The sequence below is a fragment of the uncultured Ellagibacter sp. genome (genome assembly GCF_934643285.1).
Lineage (GTDB): Bacteria > Actinomycetota > Coriobacteriia > Coriobacteriales > Eggerthellaceae > Ellagibacter.
Window position 1 is genome coordinate 1 of the sequence record NZ_CAKUBT010000011.1, and the last position, 19,568, is coordinate 19,568.

The 19,568-nt window shown below is 58.9% G+C and carries 23 protein-coding genes; 6 read left to right on the forward strand and 17 right to left on the reverse strand.

Annotated features, from left to right (window positions below; all coding sequences use genetic code 11):
• The 5 genes from Q0I65_RS06400 to Q0I65_RS06420 form a co-directional block, all read right to left on the reverse strand.
• Nucleotides 1–182: hypothetical protein (locus Q0I65_RS06400; protein WP_296061344.1), on the reverse strand; the 182-nt coding region annotated here is incomplete at its 3' end.
• 155 nt (nt 183–337) lie between these two features.
• Nucleotides 338–655 carry a TIGR04076 family protein gene (locus tag Q0I65_RS06405; protein ID WP_296061345.1) on the reverse strand — a complete coding sequence of 106 codons (318 nt, stop codon included), beginning with the start codon at nt 653–655 and terminating at the stop codon, nt 338–340.
• A 47-nt stretch (nt 656–702) separates the two neighbouring features.
• A complete protein-coding gene (locus Q0I65_RS06410; protein ID WP_296061348.1) occupies nt 703–1,551 on the reverse strand; it encodes a hypothetical protein in 849 nt (282 codons plus the stop codon).
• A complete protein-coding gene (locus Q0I65_RS06415; protein WP_296061351.1) occupies nt 1,539–2,237 on the reverse strand; it encodes a hypothetical protein in 699 nt (232 codons plus the stop codon). The genes Q0I65_RS06410 and Q0I65_RS06415 overlap by 13 nt, the downstream gene beginning before the upstream one ends.
• Before the next feature lie 3 nt (nt 2,238–2,240).
• Nucleotides 2,241–3,206 (reverse strand): NAD-dependent protein deacetylase, encoded by a 966-nt coding sequence (locus tag Q0I65_RS06420; protein ID WP_296061352.1) that lies wholly within the window; start codon nt 3,204–3,206, stop codon nt 2,241–2,243.
• Nucleotides 3,207–3,349: 143 nt separating this feature from the next.
• Here Q0I65_RS06420 and Q0I65_RS06425 point away from each other — a divergent pair, with 143 nt between their 5' ends.
• Nucleotides 3,350–3,910 (forward strand): TetR/AcrR family transcriptional regulator, encoded by a 561-nt coding sequence (locus Q0I65_RS06425; protein WP_296061354.1) that lies wholly within the window; start codon nt 3,350–3,352, stop codon nt 3,908–3,910.
• Nucleotides 3,911–4,230: 320 nt separating this feature from the next.
• On the opposite strand, the gene Q0I65_RS06430 is transcribed toward Q0I65_RS06425, so the two are convergent.
• The 8 genes from Q0I65_RS06430 to Q0I65_RS06465 form a co-directional block, all read right to left on the reverse strand.
• Nucleotides 4,231–4,692, reverse strand: a complete 462-nt coding sequence (locus Q0I65_RS06430; RefSeq protein ID WP_296061357.1) for a metal ABC transporter substrate-binding protein — start codon at nt 4,690–4,692, stop codon at nt 4,231–4,233.
• Nucleotides 4,693–4,760: 68 nt separating this feature from the next.
• Entirely contained in the window at nt 4,761–5,045 is a 285-nt protein-coding gene (locus tag Q0I65_RS06435) for a hypothetical protein (protein ID WP_296061359.1), read from the reverse strand.
• Nucleotides 5,038–5,478: a transcriptional repressor gene (locus Q0I65_RS06440; protein WP_296061360.1), complete on the reverse strand. Its 441-nt coding sequence runs from the start codon at nt 5,476–5,478 to the stop codon at nt 5,038–5,040. Before Q0I65_RS06440 ends, Q0I65_RS06435 begins: the two co-directional genes overlap by 8 nt.
• 145 nt (nt 5,479–5,623) lie before the next feature.
• Nucleotides 5,624–6,010, reverse strand: coding sequence for a YbaN family protein (locus tag Q0I65_RS06445; protein ID WP_296061362.1), 387 nt, complete (start codon nt 6,008–6,010; stop codon nt 5,624–5,626).
• 94 nt (nt 6,011–6,104) lie between these two features.
• Nucleotides 6,105–7,082 (reverse strand): radical SAM protein, encoded by a 978-nt coding sequence (locus Q0I65_RS06450; RefSeq protein ID WP_296061493.1) that lies wholly within the window; start codon nt 7,080–7,082, stop codon nt 6,105–6,107.
• Nucleotides 7,083–7,234: 152 nt separating this feature from the next.
• Entirely contained in the window at nt 7,235–8,002 is a 768-nt protein-coding gene (locus tag Q0I65_RS06455) for a MerR family transcriptional regulator (RefSeq protein ID WP_296061365.1), read from the reverse strand.
• Nucleotides 8,003–8,292: 290 nt separating this feature from the next.
• A complete protein-coding gene (locus Q0I65_RS06460; protein WP_296061367.1) occupies nt 8,293–8,943 on the reverse strand; it encodes a DUF6179 domain-containing protein in 651 nt (216 codons plus the stop codon).
• The gene (locus Q0I65_RS06465; protein WP_296061369.1) at nt 8,903–9,373 is read right to left on the reverse strand and encodes a DUF6323 family protein; all 471 of its coding nucleotides are present in this window, start codon (nt 9,371–9,373) and stop codon (nt 8,903–8,905) included. Before Q0I65_RS06465 ends, Q0I65_RS06460 begins: the two co-directional genes overlap by 41 nt.
• A 665-nt stretch (nt 9,374–10,038) precedes the next feature.
• Here Q0I65_RS06465 and Q0I65_RS06470 point away from each other — a divergent pair.
• Nucleotides 10,039–10,827 (forward strand): DUF3825 domain-containing protein, encoded by a 789-nt coding sequence (locus tag Q0I65_RS06470; protein WP_296061372.1) that lies wholly within the window; start codon nt 10,039–10,041, stop codon nt 10,825–10,827.
• Between the two features lie 123 nt (nt 10,828–10,950).
• Nucleotides 10,951–11,676, forward strand: a complete 726-nt coding sequence (tsaA, locus tag Q0I65_RS06475; protein WP_296061375.1) for a tRNA (N6-threonylcarbamoyladenosine(37)-N6)-methyltransferase TrmO — start codon at nt 10,951–10,953, stop codon at nt 11,674–11,676.
• 583 nt (nt 11,677–12,259) lie between these two features.
• Here the strand turns inward: tsaA and Q0I65_RS06480 are convergent.
• Together Q0I65_RS06480 and Q0I65_RS06485 are read right to left on the reverse strand one after the other, a co-directional pair.
• Complete coding sequence (locus Q0I65_RS06480) at nt 12,260–13,408, reverse strand: ATP-binding protein (protein WP_296061377.1); 1,149 nt, start codon at nt 13,406–13,408, stop codon at nt 12,260–12,262.
• Nucleotides 13,405–14,079: a response regulator transcription factor gene (locus tag Q0I65_RS06485; protein WP_296061379.1), complete on the reverse strand. Its 675-nt coding sequence runs from the start codon at nt 14,077–14,079 to the stop codon at nt 13,405–13,407. Before Q0I65_RS06485 ends, Q0I65_RS06480 begins: the two co-directional genes overlap by 4 nt.
• 115 nt (nt 14,080–14,194) lie before the next feature.
• Here Q0I65_RS06485 and Q0I65_RS09700 point away from each other — a divergent pair, with 115 nt between their 5' ends.
• The 3 genes from Q0I65_RS09700 (at nt 14,195) to Q0I65_RS06500 (ending at nt 16,260) form a co-directional block, all read left to right on the forward strand.
• Nucleotides 14,195–14,341: a CD1871A family CXXC motif-containing protein gene (locus tag Q0I65_RS09700; protein WP_366513234.1), complete on the forward strand. Its 147-nt coding sequence runs from the start codon at nt 14,195–14,197 to the stop codon at nt 14,339–14,341.
• Nucleotides 14,334–15,221: a 4Fe-4S binding protein gene (locus tag Q0I65_RS06495; RefSeq protein WP_296061383.1), complete on the forward strand. Its 888-nt coding sequence runs from the start codon at nt 14,334–14,336 to the stop codon at nt 15,219–15,221. The genes Q0I65_RS09700 and Q0I65_RS06495 overlap by 8 nt, the downstream gene beginning before the upstream one ends.
• 67 nt (nt 15,222–15,288) lie before the next feature.
• Nucleotides 15,289–16,260 carry a TlpA disulfide reductase family protein gene (locus Q0I65_RS06500; RefSeq protein WP_296061384.1) on the forward strand — a complete coding sequence of 324 codons (972 nt, stop codon included), beginning with the start codon at nt 15,289–15,291 and terminating at the stop codon, nt 16,258–16,260.
• 153 nt (nt 16,261–16,413) lie between these two features.
• Here Q0I65_RS06500 and Q0I65_RS06505 read toward each other — a convergent pair whose 3' ends face one another.
• Together Q0I65_RS06505 and Q0I65_RS06510 are read right to left on the reverse strand one after the other, a co-directional pair.
• On the reverse strand, nt 16,414–18,915 hold the full coding sequence (locus Q0I65_RS06505) for an ATP-binding cassette domain-containing protein (RefSeq protein WP_296061387.1): 2,502 nt from the start codon (nt 18,913–18,915) through the stop codon (nt 16,414–16,416).
• Nucleotides 18,916–19,056: 141 nt separating this feature from the next.
• Complete coding sequence (locus Q0I65_RS06510) at nt 19,057–19,494, reverse strand: MerR family transcriptional regulator (protein ID WP_296061389.1); 438 nt, start codon at nt 19,492–19,494, stop codon at nt 19,057–19,059.
• Nucleotides 19,495–19,568: the final 74 nt, after the last annotated feature.

Sequence of the window (19,568 nt, forward strand, 5' to 3'; positions counted from 1 at the left end):
GCTACGATTCGCTTCGCCAAATAGGCTTCAATAAAGACAATCACCCGCTTTGTCATTCGTTTCGAGTAATTCCGAACCCCAATAACCTGTTCTTTTTTGTCCCGGGGACAAAAACGAAACTGCGGGCCTTCGGCAGCCGAAAAGTTATCTGCGCTGTCCCACGTATCGTCCCAAACACCCACGCGAAGTCACGCAGCGGGATTTGGCGGTAAGACGGCTATAATCGACGACCCAACCGGAATAGGCTGGAATGACGCCACGGCAAACGAGCGTGAAAGAGTGGGAATAGCGGGAATAATTGCCTCCGAACCCCTGGTTCGGAAGCCGTGGCTAAAACTCATTCCGCGTCTATCGCCTCTATGAGCATGATGACCGGGCGCAGTCCGTCTACGCAGGCGAACACTCCTTTGTCATCATCGCGCATCCATGTTCCTTTTGGCTGGAGGAGCTCCCCATGGGAAAGCGATGCGACCATTGCTTCTATGGGTTTCCATGCATACTCGCACAGGCCATTCGGTTTGTGCTCGCCATCGCTAACAAACACCTGCCCGGCTTTGTGGAAAGGGCAAGGGCCGAAGTTGGGAATCGCGTATTCTTCGGCTAGCCTTTCGTCGACCTCGGATTTCAATATCGTTATTCTCACGTCACGTTTCATGTCATCTTCTCCTGTACGTTTCGACGAATGCGCAAAAGCCTCGCGCGTTACTCGTCGCCTGCTTGCGCCGCCGAGAGCAGCGTGCTCAAATCGGCCTGAATCGCCTCTGCCTTGCCTCCAAGCTGCAGCGGAGCGGAGCCGCCCGAGATATTGACGCTCAACAGGTGCGCATCCGGCAGCTTTGCGGTCATGCTCCAGAACGGGAGAGTGATGATGCCAGGGGTCATCTCACCCACACCAAGCTCCAGCAACAGCACGCGGCCATCGCTGCGCTCACGCACAAAGCGCTCGTATCGTCCGAGGCTCTCGCGCCATGCCGCACCCTGCAGAAACGTGTCGTCGCGCACCCACGGCGCAAGCTGCCAGCCGCAGTGCGGGCATCGGGGGACATCCTCGCTGCGGACCTCGAACCCCGCCATGTCCGCGAGCATGCGCTCGACGTAGGGGCCCGCGTCGAAGAGCTCGTCGCAGCATGGCTGTTTGCATTGAAGGTGCGCGAAGCTTCCCTGGTAGTTGCAGATCCTCTCGGTGGGAAACGTCTTCTCGACCTGGGTGTCCACATTGGTGCTCAGGATGAAGTAGTCCTTTTGGCAGATGAGGGACCGCAGGTCGAGATAGGGCTGCGAGGCCGACTCGCGCAGCATGAAATCGATGTATCGCGCGTAGTAGGCCCATTGCTGCTCGAGGCTGGGGTAGAGGTGGTAGAAACCGTCGAAAAGGCTCTTGAAGCCGAAGGCCCGCTGCCAGTCCCCCATTCCGGCGCGCGCCATGCCCGCACGGCTGTAATGGTTGAACCCGGCGGCGCTCGACATGCCCGAGCCAATGCCGACGATGATGGCGTCGGCATCGTCGATAAGACTTCGAAGCCTATTTGCTTCTCTTTCTAGAGACGGCATCGGGCGACCTCCTCGAAAGCCGAGGCCATATCTCCATCAACGAGAATCGTCTCGCACGAAACATCGGGCGCCATGGCCTGGTTGTAGTTGAACACGATGTAGGTGGAGTGTTCGCTGGCGTTCGCGATTTGGGCAAGCATGCGCTTTATGACGCCGTTGCGCAGTCCCACGCCAAGCTCGAGGATGGCAACCCTGCCATTGCGATGAACTCGCACAAGGCGCGCGAGCTCTTCGAGCTGGGCCGCGGCGAGGGCATCTGGATGAGCGAGACGCCTCTCGTCGATCGACGTGCGTATGCTCCCCTCCGTCTCGAGCACGCGGTTCTCGTTGAACCCCGCGCGCGCAAAGTGCCCGTCGATATTACATGTGATCACGAAGGTGTCAGCGTGCTCCGTAAGACGCCGCAGCCCGTTCATGAGCGGGCTTGGCTCATATTCGAGATATTCCTTTTGATGGAACCGCTCGGCCCATCGGCGTCGCACGTTCGCATCCGGGGAGGCGAGCCCCTGCAGTATGCAGCCGACGCCGTCGGCCTGGGCGAGGTCCCCGTATGTCTCCCGGAAATGGGCGTCGGCGCAGAAGAGGTTGAGCCCCTCCGCCATGTCAAGCCCGTTGCTAGCTCCGATGACGATGAGGTCCGCCTCGGCAAGCGCCCGGCCTATGCGAACCGTTTTCACCGCTTCCATGCGCTACCTCCCCAGCGTCTTGCGCACATCGACAAGCACGTCGGCTATGTCGGCGCGGATCGCCATGCCCCGGCCTTCGATTGCGCGGGGCAGAAAGCGCGTCTTGTTGTTCACGGCGATGTAGCTCGCCTGCGGCAGCTGCGCCGTGAGGGCCCAGAACGGCTCCTGGATAAACGCGGGCGTGATGCGACCCACGCCCAGTTCAAGGAAAAGAATCTTCTGCTGCGCGTGCACGTCGAGCCAGTCGGAGACCTTGCAGTACTGCTCCTCGTAGAGCTCGCCCTGCAGGAAGTTGCCGTAGCCGCGAACCCAAGGGAACGCCTCCGCCCCGCAGTGCGGGCAGCGCGGCACGAGCTCTGTTGGAACTACTAGGCCATCCCCCATGGCCTCCACCATGCGGGAGACCGGTTCGATCGCGTCCCACACCTCGTCAGTGCAGCAACGGGAGCACTGGAAGAAGCGGTGGTCGCCTTGGATCTCGGCCACCTTCTCCCAGGGGTAGATTTTCATGAACTGCGTGTCCTGGTTGGTGGTGAGCACGAAGAAGTCCTTCTCGGCAAGGATGGCGTCAAGGTCCTTGTAGGGCTCGCGCAGCGGGGCGTTGAGCGTGGTGTCGAGGAAGGTGGCAAGGTAGCCCCAGCGCGCCTCGGCGGTGGGCCAACGGTAGAACGACCCCTCGAAAGCTCCCCTGAAACCGTAACGCTCGGCGAATTTGCCGAAATGCTTGCGGTAGGTCGCGTTGTCCTCATAGTAGAAGTCGCCGCCGCCCGCCGCGGAGAGCCCGGAGGCCCCGCCTACAAGCACGCAGTCGGCTTCCTCGATCATGCGGGTAAACGTTTCTATTTGCTGCCCGTAGGGGACGGGGTTGCAATCGCTCAGGTCGTAGGGTGTGCCGCCGTTTCGATAGGCTGCCTGATGGGAAAATGATCGGTGTGTGAGCTCGATAACGAGCTGCTCGTACGAAGTCACTCGATACCCTCTTTCAGCTATAATAAACAGGTGTCGATAATCAGTATCTATGTTGATTTGCGCGAGAGCAATGAACAGCTGCGAAGCGCTGTCGATAAACGAGCGCTTGTCGAATATTGTTAGGCAGATCGAACGGAGGAGCCATGGAAGCAGGGAGGATCGACCGTCGCCGGCGCTATACGCTCTCGGTCATACGGGAGGCGTTCTTCGCGCTGCTGGCCGAGGTCGGCTTCGCAAAGATGACAGTGGCGGATATCTGCCGTCGCGCGGATATCAACCGGGGCACGTTCTATCTGCATTACGAGGACAAGTTCGCACTGCTCGACACACTTATCGACGAGGCCCTGGCGGCGGCACCCCCGCTCGAGGGAGTGGAGACGGGAGCCCTCTGTCAGCGCCCGCCGGCAAATGAAGACTATTACCTGCTCTACTCGGATGACGATGCGTACGCCCGCGTGGCACAGCGCGTCATCGAGCGCGGGGCTGAGCAGATGGTTCCCTCGATCATGGAGAAGACCGGGCTTTCGCGCGAGGAAGCCCATCTGCTCTTCGTCCATAACGTCCAGGGAAATCTTGCGGTTAACCGCCTGCTCGGTTGGAGGCGAGGGCCCAAGTTCGCCCATGCACAGGAGCTGCTCAGTGCCTATTCCGAAGGAGGCTTGCGAGCGGTATCGACTCGTCATGGTTCCTGCAGTTCATCTTGACCGCGGACCCGTTCCAAGAAGCCGACGACACGCAAACCGGATGTAACTGGAATGGCAAGACAGAAAACCGGTGCCACTGAGCGGAAATAGGCCGATATCTAGCGTTTCCGAGCCTCTGACCTGTACCAACAGGTCAGAGGCTTTTCGTTTGTGAACAGGGGACGTAGCCCTGTTCACGTTAGGGTCTGTGCCGGCACCGATCAATGCCCGCGATGCTTCTGCTTGCGCTTCAGCGTTCGCTGCTCGAAGCGCACCTCCGCCTCTTCCGCGTGGCGCTGACTTCTTGCTTGAGCTTCGGCCTGCGGGCGTGCCGTCTGAGCTCAGGTCGTCGGACATGCCCGCGACCCCGTTGCCCATCGCTTCGCCTGCGACGAGATAAATCGAGCTGCGATGGGCCGGATCGAGATAGAGACATGTGATTCTGAATCAGCCAGGGTATCGCTAACCCAGCCCTCCATGTCCGCCCCGTTGTAGACGAAGACATCGGCACCTTCGATGGCCTTGACGTCGCTCGGCGACGGCTCCCGTTCATACGGTTCGGTTCCCGCCGGGCAGAGGTTCGTGACTTCAACGTGTCCTCCTCCGATTTTCTGGGCAAAGTCGGCCATCGGGTAGAAGCTTGCCACCACCTGGACCTTCTGGGATTCGTTTGAGGATTGGCTATCATTCGCAGCCGTATTCGAGTTGTTCGAGGTGCCGGAGCATGCGGAAAGCCCCACGACGCACAGCACGGCCACCACAGCCGCGAAAGCTGCGTACATCATCTTATTCAGTTTCACCATTGGTATATATCTCCTGCTAGGAATGCCTTTTTGCGGGCATGACTTGCATATATCGAGGAAGATGCACCCTAGCAGTCGAGCCTCACCTTAAGTCCGACCAATGTATTGGACGCCGCACGAGAGGGTCGCGCGGCGATCAGCAGCACGAATACAGCAAAAAGAGCAGCTTCGGACGCCGCAGCAGAAACGTCAGCGGCGGTTTGGATGATAGAAGAAGCAATGGCGAGTACCTGGCAAACCTGGCACTCATCGCCCTGGCAGTCATGCTGGGCTTCGGCAACGATGAACAGCGCAGGCGCGAGCAAGACGAAGGTCAAAACCAGCGCGGCAATACGTGTGCGCACGCTATTCATCGAGGCCCTCCCCGCGGCTCGCAGCGCGTTCCTTCGCACACGCTTCGCACGTGCCGAACAGGACAGTGCTGGACATATCGATCCGAAAGCCATGATTGGCCAGCATATGGGCGCACAGGAAGTCTATTTCTTCGCAGTTAAGATGGATGAGCTTACCGCACGAAAGACACTTCATGTGATAGCAACGCTCGGGCACGCACGCGCTTTTATCGAGCAGCTCGAAACAGGCGCCCTTCTCGCCGATTGGCTGCGATTTCACGACAGCACCTTCAAGAACGAGCTTCTCCAGCTGGCGATACACCGTGGCAGACGAAACCTTGCGGCCGCCCTCGGCAAGCGCGGCATGCACAGCCGAGGCGGTCATGTGACTGCCCGCCTCGGACAGACAATCGATGATAGCCTGCCGCTGTGCCGTGTTGTATTGTTCGCGCATACCTTCCGCCTGCCTTCAATTTGAGAACCGTTCGCATATTAGAGTGAGGCCTGTGGTTGTCAAGAACGTTTCGCAAATAGCGGAGAGTTATTTCATGACGACTCGTCCGACGCCTGGCGCAAAAAGATCTAGCGCTGCTCGCCTATCATTCAACCCCTTTTGCGGAAGCCGTTGGAACATGGAACCCAATCAGCCAGAACAAGAACACCGCCACGCAACCTAAAATGACCCATACCGAAGGACGGGCAACCGCAAATGCGCTTATCGCCATAACGACATAGGAAACGCCCAATATCGAGGCTTTCTTGCAAAGAGGGATACCTTCGCCGGAATTGATAGGCTCGACATATGCTTTATACACTTTCGTTTTGATCAGCCAGTTATTCAATCGTTGCGAACTGCGCGAAAACAGAAAGGCCGCAGCAAGGAGAAACGGAGTCGTGGGCAATACGGGCATGAATGCACCAGCGATGCCCAAGGCAACGCACAGACAACCAACAGATACGAATACAACTTTCTTGATAGGATTCATGAGTGCTCCTTTGCGCTCTTCATTAGCCACTTGCTAGATATCACTTTTGCGATAAAGCGCCCGGACGGCGCTGTCTGGAATAAAACGAGTAGTCCTATCGAGCCCGTCCGCCCCACGCGCAATAATCGTCCTGCTCCAGGACGTCTCCGTCGTGATAGAAAGCGGCCCGGGCACGGCATCCACCGCAAACGGACTCGTATTCGCAAACGCCGCACGAGCCCTTATACGCCTGAGTGCGTAACTTTTGGAAAAGAGGACTGGTACGCCAAATCTCATCAAAAGGCTGCGAGCGAACATCGCCTGCCACCTCTTGCATGTAGGCGCAAGGACGCACAATGCCCTCGCTCCCCACCACGCAATATGTAAGACCCGCCAAGCAGCCCCGGCTGTAGCGCGTTTCGATACCGATCTGGTCGGCGATGCGCATGAACTGCGGGGCACACGTCGGCTTCACTTCTATGCCTACCTCGCGACCCGTGCGCAAGATATCGGCGAGCAGTTTCTCATTTTGCTCGATACCGATAATCTCATCTGCGATATCCGCGCCGCGACCAACCGGCACGAGAAAAAATATCGAATGATTCATCGCGCCGAGCTCTTTTGCGAACCGGGTTATGCCGCAAATCTCTTCACGGTTCCAATCGGTGACGGTCGTGTGAATCTGAAACGGAAGCCCCGCTTCTCTGCATGCCTCAATGCCAGAAAGCGCAGCCCCGTAAGCGCCTTGCACCCCGCGAAAACTATCGTGCTCTTCCCGATTGACGCTATCGATGCTGATCCCCATGGCGCAGGCGCCCGCGCTTTTCAGGCGCCGCGCGACCTTTTGCGTGATCAGCGTCCCGTTGGTCCCGAACACCGGGCGCAACCCGCATGACGCCGCATGCTCCACCAATTCGAAGATATCACCGCGCAAAAGCGGTTCGCCGCCGCTGAAAATCATGACCTTGAAACCAGCTTGAGCAATCTGAGAGATCATGACTTTCGCTTCACGGGTAGAAAGTTCGCGCTCATTGCGCTCATCGGCGTTTTGATAGCAGTGAGCGCACTTCAAATTGCAGCAATTTGTGGTCATCCACGATACGATCACCAGCTGCTCCTCTCTCGCTTCCTTATCGCGAAAAAGGACGATATCGAACGACGCAACGTCGTCGTCAACACTAAGCGACGAGGAAAGGGCAAACGGTCGCAGAAGAGCCACTTGCCGCGCATCGCCAACCGAATCGGCTATTCAAGGTCGAAATACGCAAGAGCATCTTGAAGAAAGCTCAGCGTGCGCCGTTGAATGCCAGCATAGAAATCACGGCCATATTGCTTTGGACCGGTTTTGCGCTGATTGGCTAAGCGCTTGAGTCCCGCAAGCGCATGGCTCATACCGCCCAACGCAGAAAAGCGGATAGCCAGCTGCCGAGCTCGCTCGTCCGAAACCAGCACCCCGTCATGCATTGCCTCAATCGTATCGCCCATCAATTCATGCCAAGCGCGAATATCGTCTTTCGAAAGCTCAGGCACGGGCGCATTACCGCTCGATTCGCCAGCAATAGCAAACCAAAGAGTACTCTCACGCTCTTTTGCTGCGCCAACCGCTTCTGCAAGCGCTTGCCATCCGGTATCTTCTCCTGACTCGACGTGAGATTTCAATTCGTTAAGCGTATTCACCTCGCGAAGAATATCGGCGCTTTTCTGCTCGAGCTCCCTCTCCCGCTTGGAAAGAGCAGCTGTCAACTCCTCTTGCACTTCTTGATTTTCGCTTTGCTGAATTTCGGAAAGAGACAGGCCTAAATATTTAAGCGTGACGATACGATACAAGCGCTCTTCGTCAGCTTTCGAGTACAGCCTGAGGTTTTGTTCGCCCTTGCAGGTGGGGTGAAGCAAACCGCGTTGGTCGTAGTACTGAATAGTTCTAACGGTAACGCCCACACGAGCGGCTAATTCCCCAACCGTCATAAGATTCCGATCGGGTTCTTTGCTGTCTTGGTCAATAGGTTTGCACATCATTGCCTCTTCGTAACACGGTATCCATCATATTTTTCCCGATGACGCTACGTCGTTGTCAAGAATGAGCGCGAAAAAATTCGGTGGCGGAAGATTGCGGCGCTCCCCCGGAAAAAGGAGGACGGCAAGACATGCAGCAAGTTCTTCAGCGGCATCAGCGCCTTTAAGAAGAACTGGCTGAAGCAGGCTCGACGAAAGAGAATGGGTTCGGAGCTTCCGTCCCCAATATTCAAGTGATTTTTATGGTTTGATTAGTGCGCCTCGGCGCTATCGGGACGCACTGTCGTCTATCAAGCAAAGCGATCGCGAATTGGTTCATACAGGTTGATCAGCAGTCCCCGATAGTCAGGACACCAGGACTCCAAATGTTCAACCATGTCACCCAAATCGAATCGCGCAAGAAAGCGCGCCTCCTCCAGCAGTTGAGCAAGCCACGCCTCGACGTAATCCAGACCCCCCAGCTCCTCGGAAACAGGAGCGCTCAACGGGTAGTCAATGCTACAAGGGACTTGATGCGCGCCGAAGAACGTGTCGTAGCAGCTGGGAAGCCTCTCGATGCTGGCAAGCGTGTCCCTCAGCGCGATGTTGCGAAATGGAGGCATAGTCACCACCACCTGGCGCCAAAGACTCATAACCTCCGGGATGCGAGCTTCCAGCAGCTTTCGCCTTTCGGTCCAAGCCCCCACCACGTCCTCCGACTCCAGAAGAGATACCGCCACCTCGGGCTCTTCGCCGAAGAAGCCCAACACGTACAGCACCGACTCTGCCAAGTCGTAACCTTCTTGCTGGGACACGCTGGAGGATCCCCCCAAGGTATACAACCGGCATACGTGAGTCATCAGCGCGGCGAATCCCCGCATCGCCCGCTCGGAGCCAAAGCCGTCCAGGCTCAACAAGGCATTAGTCACAGTCTTCACCCCATTCACCCCAACGTTCGCCATACCATCCATCGGCCTTTACGTTGTCGAGCCACCCGTCAGGATCCCAGCGATAAAGCAGACCATCCTCGTCCGTAATCTCATACGCTCGCATGCCCTCGCAAGACGAAAGGCTGTCCTTCGACAACGAAAGAGCCAGCCCCACGTCACCAGCCGCCTCGCCGTCGAAGCACTCCCGCAGCGCTTCGACAATCTCCTGGTCGGCCACCTGCGCAGGCAGATCATCGCGCAGCTCGTAGAACGACTCGACAAGATCCATCAAAGTATTCGCAACGTTGCCCGTAAAGTAAGCGGAATCCGAAAACGCCCGAATCAGCCGCGCTGACACCCCTTCCCCGAAGCAAGTCCGACCGCTTTCCGTCAAGCAAGCTGCTTCGGCCCGAACGACCTCCTCGACTTCCCGGTTGGAGAGATCGCAACCCGCATCCCGCATCGCCCCCGATAAACCCAGTTCGCGCCATCACTTCAAACATGCACATCACCCTTTCCGATAAACCAGATAAGGCTTAATACCCGAAAACCAGGTGAAAAGACAGTCTGAAATTATGCTTTGGAAAGTGGTAATGTGCGAAAAGAATTATTTGCGGCGCCTTGCTCTTGACAAGGCGCCTTTTTATCGCGCGAAATCGTTTCCAATGCGTCTTTTCCCAAGAAATGACACGACTTATTAACATTTCAGAGTGCAGCGATGCACGAACTTTGCCTTCATGCTGTATCTCCTCCTGATTCTGATGCCGGTTTTAAGTATTGTCCTTTTATCTATCAGTCTTATTCGCACACATTTAGCTGATTGGCCGAAATCTCAAAGCCCGCTGTCACCAGAATCGGCTCGCCATCCCGAGCTCCTTTCCCGAATTCTCGCGTTTGAAAAGAAAATGCTCGAGCATTTTTTATTGGCAGCGTGTCGGAATGCACATCGATAGCTCTGCACGACAAGTAGGACAGGGGTCGAGACTGGGATAGGGTGATTTGTCTCATTCGCAAATCAATATGCGGTGAAAGACTTCGGGCGACATCTAAGGAATGCCAACGCGTCAATCCTCGCTCGTACGTGTAAAATCAAGCCGATTGACCGCCCAGCTACCAGAAGGACGCCATATGGAAATCCCTAGCACCCTGTGCAGCAACCTATACGACTTCGCATTTTGCCCCGAGCCCTGCTATGACCGCCTGGTCGACCTCGCCGATCCCGAGGATTGGGGCCTCAACAACCGCATTCTCAAAAACTACCTGTCGTTCTCGTTTAGCCGCGCGGTATTCCTTACCGAGCGCGACGCGAACCAGACCGCGCCGTCCAACCTGCCATTAGTCTTCGACGACGGCCGCTGCCTGTTCAACACAGGCCTGTACACGCGCCGCTACGAGAACATCTACGGCCTGTTCGAGCCCAACACCAAGCCCGACGCGCGCCAGCACTGGTTTTTGAAGGGCTTCTTCAAAGAGAGCGATCCAGTGCTGGTCGCCTTCGAGTACCTTCCCTGCCGTGTGCACTTTGCCGAAGATCCCTCCGAGCTCGTCTTCGACTACCGCCTGCCCATCCGATCCAATATCGACCACATCTTAGGCGATGAGGAGAATCTGACGCGCATTCCCACGAGTCTCACGGGGGAAGACAACTCGCTGCTGCTGCGCCGCGCCTTCGAGGGCGCCGTCGCCGAAGCAGCCCGCCGCGCCGCGGCCAACTATACGCTCGCCGTGCCGCAGTTCTATGGCGGCCGGATCCAGTTGCTGCTGCCGCTGTGTCTGACCAGCGACAAGCCCGAACTGGCACTGACCATCCAGCGCGAAGACGGGTTCTACGCCGCACGCACCTGCCTCACGATTGAGATGGCCTACAACAACGCGCGTCTTATCTGCCGTCCCGAGACCTCCTGGATTAAGCGGTAGCGACTGGCTCATCTGCGAGGTTGCGCTTCATTTGGCGCGCGGGGCAAGCCTTGCGCCAGCAGATTGGCTGATGAGCACATAGAACCCACAACGCCAGGCAGACCACCCTAGCTTAGGAGCAACATGAAGCCGATAGCGCACATCCGCACCGACCTGCCGCAGAAGTTCGGGATACCCCGCAACAGCTTTCTCGCGCCCCATCTGCGAGGACGCATCGTATTCGAACCCGAGTACGCCCTCGAGTCGGCCGTTTCGGGAATCGAGAGCTTTTCGCATCTCTGGCTAATCTGGCAATTCGAGAACGGCGTGCCAGGCGGAACCGCCGACGACATCGCCGCCGACTATGCGGCGTCTAACAGGAACGGGGCAAACGCCAGATGGTCGCCGACCGTGCGACCCCCGCGACTGGGCGGCACCGAGCGGGTGGGCGTTTTCGCATCGCGCAGCCCCTTTCGCCCGAACCCGCTGGGCCTGAGCTGCGTGAAGCTCGATCGGGTGGAACGCACCGACGCCGGGCCCGTGCTCCACGTCCTCGGGGCCGATTTGCGAGACGGCACGCCGATTCTCGACATCAAGCCCTATATCCCCTTCGCCGACTGCCATCCCGATGCCCGCGGCGGATGGATCGAAGACGCGCCGTGGCACGAACTTACGGTCGACTTCCCTGACCAGCTTCGCGAATCAATCGAGGAAGACAAGCTCGCCGGCCTCGTCGAGGTTCTGAGGCAAGACCCGCGGCGCGCGGGAAGCAAGCACGACCCCTCGCGCGTGTACCATCTCGCCTATTCCTCGCTCGATGTCGCCTTCACCGTCGACGGGGATGCCCTGCACGTCGTCTGCGTGAGCTAGACTCCGCCCTCCCGTACGTCTTCCCAGCGGAGAGCACGTCACACCTCGCGTTCGTTAAGCTCCTGCAGCAAGCTCCTTTTTCCTGACTCAGATACGTGAAGCGCTCGCGCGCACGCCGTCGACCTAGCCTTTTACCAGCAGGGGCGCCACGATCGACCTCCCAAGGCCCGAAAACGCCGGTTTTTCGCGATCGGAGCGTCGCACAACTCCCTCAATTGACCACGAACTCGGGGTTCTGCTACCGTCGAGAAGGCGCCCTGCGGTTACCTAGGTGGTCTTGGGCTTTCGAAGCTCCCTCAACCTGTTCGCTTCTGCGGAATCTTTTTGCGAAAGCGATGCTCTGCGTGTACTTGTTGATGAAAATATAGCCGAGACCTGCAAGGATAACCCCGACAATCAATCCGGAAATCGTGTCAGTGACAACTTGCGTCCAATCAATCATAGCTACCCTCGATGCGCGCCGTATGCTTTCGCCTGCGTGCTCAGTATAGGGCAAATGGAGCAAGGGGGAGGACGCGCGTTTTGCAGTCGCAACCCAGACCAGCACGGCCGACGGCCTGAGGAACCCGGGGGCGATCGCACATCATGCGGTCGCAACAGCCTCCCCAACTGGAAGCTCCACGCGCATGACGGTGCCGTCCCCAGAGCTCGCCTCGACCTCTACCGTACCGCCATGAAGTGCGGCGATTTCCCACACAAGCGAAAGCCCCAGCCCAACGCCGCCGTATTCCCTGCTGCGGGACGAATCGACGCGGAAGAACGGCTGGAAGATGCTCTCCTTGAACTGCTCGGGAATCCCTGGGCCGCCATCGGCGATCCGCAGAACAACGCGCCCGCCCTCCTCGCAGGCGGAGACGCGGACCGCCGTGTCGGGTCGGCTGTATCGAATTGCGTTCTCGACCAGGTTGAACACGAGCCGATACACCAACGTGTCGCTGCCAATCAGCCGGGCATCCCCGCTACGCTCAAGGGCGATGCCGCGCGCCTCGGCGAGCGGAGCAAGGTCGGCGAGAACCTCCTCGACCATCGGCGCCAACTCGATCCGGTCGTTGCATGGCACGCTGCGAAGCTCGCTCATCTCGAGCAGCGTCTTCGTCATCTGCGACATCTTCTCGGTCTGCTCCTGCAGAAGCTCGAGGAAGGCAGCCTCTTCAGGCCCCATGTCGGGATGCTCGGCGGAAAACAGCTCGACCTGCGCCTGCATGAGCGCAAGCGGCGTCCGCAGCTCGTGCGCGGCGTTCCCCGTGAACTGCCGCTGTGCGCTAAAGCCCTCGTCAAGGCGGTCGATCATGCTGTTGAACGACTTGCTGAACTGCTGGAACTCGGGCAGCACGTCCTCGCTGATCTTCATGTCCGCCAAATTGCTCGGCCGCACGTTCTCGACCTGCGACGCAAAAGCCCTCAGCGGCCTGAGCGCGCGGCCGCTGACGAAGTACGCCAGCACGCCACCGAGCAGCGTCACCGCAACCGTGATAAGCCAATTAGTCGCACTGAAGGATTCCTGTGCGTTGCTCACAACGATCGTAAGCTCTTCGTCGAGCTCGCGGTTGTCGGGGTCGAACGACGCGGCGGCACCCCCGTCGATGTCGGCGCATGCCGATATGCCACTGCCGATCGAGTCCATGTAACGCATTCCCGAATACCCGATGAGGCAGTTCATCAGCACGCACGTCACACACACGAGAAGAGCCGTCATCAGCGTGATGCGCCACTGCAGCGAGAGCCTTTTCATGAGACATCCTCCATCACGTAGCCCTCCCCGATGCGATTGCGTATGGGGTCGTGCCCCAAGGCAGCGCGCAGCTTCTTCCTCAAGGCGGAGATGTGCACCCTGATCGAGTTGCTGAAGTTGTTCACGCTGCTGTCCCACACGTGTTCGAGCAGCTCCTCCTGGCTGACCGGCCGCCCCTGATTGAGCATCATATACTCGAGTATCCCAATTTCCTTTCGCGTGAGGGACAAAGCATCCTCGCCTACAGCCGCCCGACGCGCCTTTGTGTCGAAAGTGAGATTTCCGCAGGTCAGCAGCACATCGTTTTGCGTAAAACGCCTGAGCGTGAGGCTGCGAATCCTCGCCGCAAGCTCTTCGAGATGAAACGGCTTCGTGAGGTAATCGTTCGCGCCCGCGTCAAGGCCCGCCACCTTCTCGACAACCTCGCTGCGCGCCGACAAGATGAGCACCTTGGTCTCGCAGTCAACTTCCCTCAGTGTCCTAAGCACTGTCATGCCATCCGCGCCGGGAAGGTTCAGGTCGAGCACGACAAGATCGAAGTTCTCGACGGCAAGCAGGTCAAGCGCTTCCCGCCCGTCGTGGCAGCAGTCGACGCTGTACGCAAGGCGCCTCAAGCTGCGCGCGATCGCGTCGCTCAGCGACCATTCGTCTTCAACAACCAAAATGCGCATGCGGGCCTCCTCGCATAGACGCCGTCTCTCTTAACACGGATTTTATAGGCGATATGTTCCAATGGATCGCGGAACGGAAGGAATAGGCTTATTTCTCCCGAAAGGAGCGATTGGATTGTTCAAAGCGATAAAGCCCGCAGCGCAAATTGCCTTGCTGGCAGCCGGAGTGGCCATGGTGTGTTTCGGCGCGATGAGGGGCGAAGCTGACGCTGTGCTGGCCAAGGCGATTCGACTGTGCTTGGAGTGCATCGGAATTGGATAAGAGAAGAAACCCCGTATCGCAGGTTTTGAGCCGCTTCCGTAGCTGGATCCAAGCGGGCCCGACGCTGCTCACCAATATCCACCTGCCGAACTTCTTCAAGGGCACTATCTATCAGGGGCAGGGCAAAGCGGTCTGCGTTCCTGGCCTGAACTGCTATTCCTGTCCCGCGGCCACAGGCGCCTGCCCCATCGGGTCGTTTCAGGCAATCGTGGGCTCATCGAAGTTCAGCTTCTCGTACTACGTGACCGGGTTTTTGATTCTCATCGGCGTGCTGTTGGGGCGTTTCGTGTGCGGGTTCCTCTGCCCCTTCGGCTGGCTGCAGGAGCTGCTGAATAAAATCCCTGGCAAGAAGCTGTCCATAAGGAAACTCAAACCGCTTAGGTATCTGAAGTACGCCGTGCTGCTGCTCACCGTGATCTTGCTGCCCGCGCTGCTTGTCAACGACGTCGGAATGGGCGACCCATACTTCTGCAAGTACCTCTGCCCGCAGGGAGTACTCGAAGGCGCGATTCCGCTCGCCATCGTCGATAGCGGCATACGCTCCGCATTAGGGGCGCTGTTCACCTGGAAGCTTGCCGTCCTGATCGCAGTGGTCGTCTTGAGCGTGCTCATCTACCGCCCATTTTGCAAATGGGTCTGCCCGCTCGGCGCTTTCTATGCGCTCATGAACAAGGTATCCCTGCTTGGAATAAAGGTTGACCAGCACCGATGCATCTCGTGCGGCACGTGCGCGAAGACATGCAAGATGGACGTCAAGGTCACCGAGTCGCCCAATCACACCGAGTGCATCCGCTGCGGCAAGTGTATAAGGGCCTGCCCGACCGACGCCATCGGCTTCAGCTACGGCCTGAGCTTGCCGGAAAAGCAACCGAAGCAGTAATGCGAAGAGAACTGACGAATTGAGAAAACGACAAGCAATGCAAACGATTACAAATGGAGGAATGATTATGAAACTAACGAAAATTGCGGTAGTGCTGATGGGCGCGCTTTTGGCGTTCAGCCTTGCAGCCTGTTCGGCCCCTAAGGATAGCGAGGCCGGTTCCACAAGCGGCAACACCGATATCGCGGCTTTGCTGGCAACGCAGCCGAAGAACACCGAGGAGGCAACCGAACTGCACCAAAAGCTCATGCAGAAGGAAAACGAGATCCTTTCCGGCGACTCGAAGCTGTGGGAGAAAGTGTTTCTGGCAGCCAACAAGGACATGCCGATGATCGAGGACGGCAAGAACTACGGCGACTTCCTCCTCGACACAATCGAGAGCGCCAAAGACCAGTTCTCGGCCGAAGAGTTGAAGACGCTCAAGACCGGGGCCCAGCAGGTGAAGGAAATCGAGGACAAGCTGGCGGCCCTCGAGAAGGACTTCCCCGGATGCGGTAGTTCCCCGAGCTCGGGGGAGAGCGTCGACGCGTCGAGCGCCGGCATGCCGAATAGCGCAGGCGCCGCTACCAGTGCGGGCAAGTTCCCGAGTTTCCAGGGGAAAGACCTCGACGACAACGAAGTGACCAGCGACAAGCTCTTCTCGGGGAGCAAGGTGACGGTGGTCAACTTCTGGTTCACCACCTGCAAGCCGTGCGTGGGCGAGCTGGGCGACTTAGAAGCGCTCAACAAGGAGCTCGCCGACAAGGGCGGCCAGGTCGTGGGCGTGAACTCCTTCACGCTCGACGGCGACGCGACCGCGATTTCCGAGGCGAAGGACATCCTCGCGAAGAAGGGCGTCACGTACAAGAACGTCTGGTTCGCGTCGAGCAGCGAGGCCGGGAAGTTCACCTCCGAACTGTTCTCGTACCCGACCACTTACGTCGTCGACAAGAACGGCAACATCGTGGGAGACCCGATCGTCGGCGCGATCACGTCCCCCGAGCAGCAGAAAACGCTGAGCAAGCTTATCGACCAGGCGATCGCGAACAGCGAGGGATAAGCTCGAAAGCAAACGCTATAGGAAGGCCCCGGCATACGAACCGCCGGGGCTTTCCTGCGTCTTGCGAGGCATACGCGCGAATTTGTGAAAATCTAACGTATGGGTAAGATTTTCACGTAATTGAGAAAAACGTACTTATTTGTAAGAAATCCGCTAAAGCACCAGGTAGCGACCGGTGATGCTTTCCGGGTTCGCGGCGATTTCCGCGGGCGTGCCGCACGCCACGATGCGCCCACCGTCCTTCCCGCCATGAGGGCCCATGTCGATCACGTAGTCGGCATTGGCGATGAAGTCGAGATCGTGCTCGACCACCACCACAGTTGCCCCTTGCTCCACAAGCCGCTCGAACACGCCGAGCAGCGTCTCGACGTCACGTGGGTGCAGGCCGATGGTCGGTTCATCGAACACGAACACGGCGTCTTCCTGCCCCCGGCCCATCTCGCTTGCAAGCTTCAGGCGCTGGGCCTCGCCGCCGGAAAGCGCAGGCGTCGCCTCACCGAGCGTGAGGTACCCCAGCCCCAGGTCATGCAGGGTTTGCAGCTTCTCGTGCGCCTTCTTGATGTCGGCAACATGCGCAAGCGCCTCATCGACCGAGAGCGAAAGCAACGCTGGCAGGCTGAGTGCCTGGCCACAGGGCGCACCCTTCTCGGGGCGGCGAATGCCCTCGGCTGCGGCGCTATAGCGAGAGCCGCGGCAATCGGGGCAGGCGATGTCGACGTCGGGCAAGAACTGCACGTCAAGCGAGATCTGCCCCGTGCCGTCGCACGTGGCGCAGCGCAGGCTTCCCGTGTTGTACGAGAAGTCGCCCGCCTTAAGACCCGCCGCCTTCGCCGCCTCGGTGCGCGCATAGGCGCGGCGCAAGTCGTCGAGCACGCCGCAGTATGTCGCCACGGTCGAGCGGACGTTGATCCCAATCGGGGTCGCGTCGATCAGGTTCGCACGATGGATGCCATCCGCGTCAAGCGCTGTCACATGCTCGGGAAGCGCCTCGCCCGCCGCCGCCCGAGCAAGCGCGGGGATGAGCGTTTCCAGCACGAGCGTCGTCTTGCCCGAACCCGACACGCCCGTCACGGCAATAAGACGACCTCGGGGGATGTCGATGGAGAACGGTTTCACGGTATGCAGCCCACTCGACTCCAGATGGATCCGTCCCAAATCGAACATCTCGCCTGCCTGGGCTCGCAGACGTGCCGCCACGTGCGCCGCACCAGAAAGGAAGGGCCCTATGATTGAAGCCGAATCGTGAGCAACCTCGACAACCGACCCCTGGGAAACCACAGTGCCACCGTCCGCACCCGCAGCGGGCCCCATCTCTACCAAATGGTCGGCAGCACGCAGGATGCGCGTGTCGTGATCGACCATCACCACGGAATTGCCGTCGGCGATCAGGTCGCGCATCACACCCAAAAGGCCGTCGATGTTGGCGGGGTGCAAGCCGATGGAGGGCTCGTCCATCACGTAGAGCACGCCGGTTGTTCGGTTCCTCACCGAACGCGCAAGCTGCACGCGCTGGCGCTCCCCCGTGGAAAGCGTGGCGCCCGCGCGGTCAAGCGAGAGATAGCCCAAGCCCAGCTCCAGCAAGCGCCGAGCAGTGCCCGTAAACGATTCGCAGATGGATTTCGCCATGGGACGCATCTCTTTAGGAAGGTTCCCCGGCACGCCTTCTACCCACGAAACCGCCTCGTCAAGCGCCATTTCCGTCGCCTGCGCCAGGTTGATGCCGCGCACAAGCGGCCCGCGAGCGGCCCCCGAGAGGCGCGTGCCACCGCAATCGGGACAGGGGCCCTCCGTCAGGTACTTCGCAACGCGGCGCAGCCCCTTCTCGTCCTTCGCCTTCGCAAGCGAGTTCTCCACGGTGCGCACGGCGTTGTAGTAGGTGAAATCGAGCTCGGCGAAGTTCTCGCCCTTCTTCGCCTTGTACAGAATGTGCCGCTTCTCGGCCGGACCGTTGAACACGATGTCGCGCTCAGCGGGTGAAAGCTCGCGAAACGGCACGTCCGTGCGCACGCCCATGGCGCCGCACACCTGCTTCATGAGGTCCCACATAAGCGAGCCCCACACCACCACAGCGCCCTCGTCGATGGTCTTGCTCTCGTCGGGCACGAGTGCAGCGCGGTTCACGGTGCGCGCGATACCGGTGCCCCCGCAGGTGGGACAAGCGCCCTCGCTGTTGAAGGCGAGCTGCTCGGCGCCGGGGCCGAAGAACTCGCCATCGCAGTGAGGGCACGAAATCGCCAGTTCAGCAGCTACGTTCAAGCTTGGCGGCACATGCTTTCCGCAATGCGGGCACACGTGGCTGCCGACGCGCGAGAACAGGAGTCGCAGGCTGTTCAAAAGCTCGCTCGAGGTACCGAACGTCGATCGCACTCCGGGCACCGCTGGGCGCTGGTGCAGCGCGAGGGCGGCGGGAACGTAGCGCACGTCGTCGACCGAGGCCTTGCCCGCCTGAGCGATGCGCCGACGCGTGTAAGTGGAAAGCGCCTCCAGATAACGGCGCGACCCTTCAGCATAGAGCACGCCGAGCGCAAGCGAGCTTTTGCCCGAACCCGACACACCCGCGATGCCCACAAGCTTGCCGAGCGGGATGTCCACGTTCACATTCTTCAAATTGTGCACGCGCGCACCGCGCACCTCGATATGATCGATATTCTGCATGATTTCCTTAATCTAGCGTTGCACCAGCAAGAAGAGGTGCACCCAATGCGGCTACCCGTATCCGCTCGCAGCTTCATGCCGATCGCCGATGCCCGCTTGCGGCTTTAAAACAACGGCCAGCGCTTGCTCGCTGGCGGACTCCTACGAATGGCCCAGGTCGTAGAGCTTCCTGATATCCTTCGGCAACCCGTCGGGAATCATTCCCCAAAGGCGCTCTTCCCCGCCGTCTTTTTGAGCCGTCTCGTAGTACCAGCACTTGAATTTCACCATGGCGAGCGCCTTCTGCATACGCTCGATTTCCTGCTCGGCCCGGACCTTGCGCGCCTCGAACAGCTCCCTTCGCTCGGCGTAGGTCGACGGCCCCTCTTGGACCATATCGACGAAGCGCTTGATGTCCTTGATCTCGAGCCCCGTTTTCTTCAGACAATCGATGACACGAAGCAGTTCTAACTCCTGCTCGCCGAAGCGACGGATACCGCTCGAGCGTTCTAAACTGGGGAAAAGCCCTTCTTTGTCGTAGTAGCGCAACGTCGACACGGGGATATCGAACATCTCCGAAACCTGCCCGATTGAATACATAGTAAATTCCTTCCAAAATATCTTGACCTAAAGTGAGGTTCAGGTATTAGGGTGCCAACATCATACCAAATGCG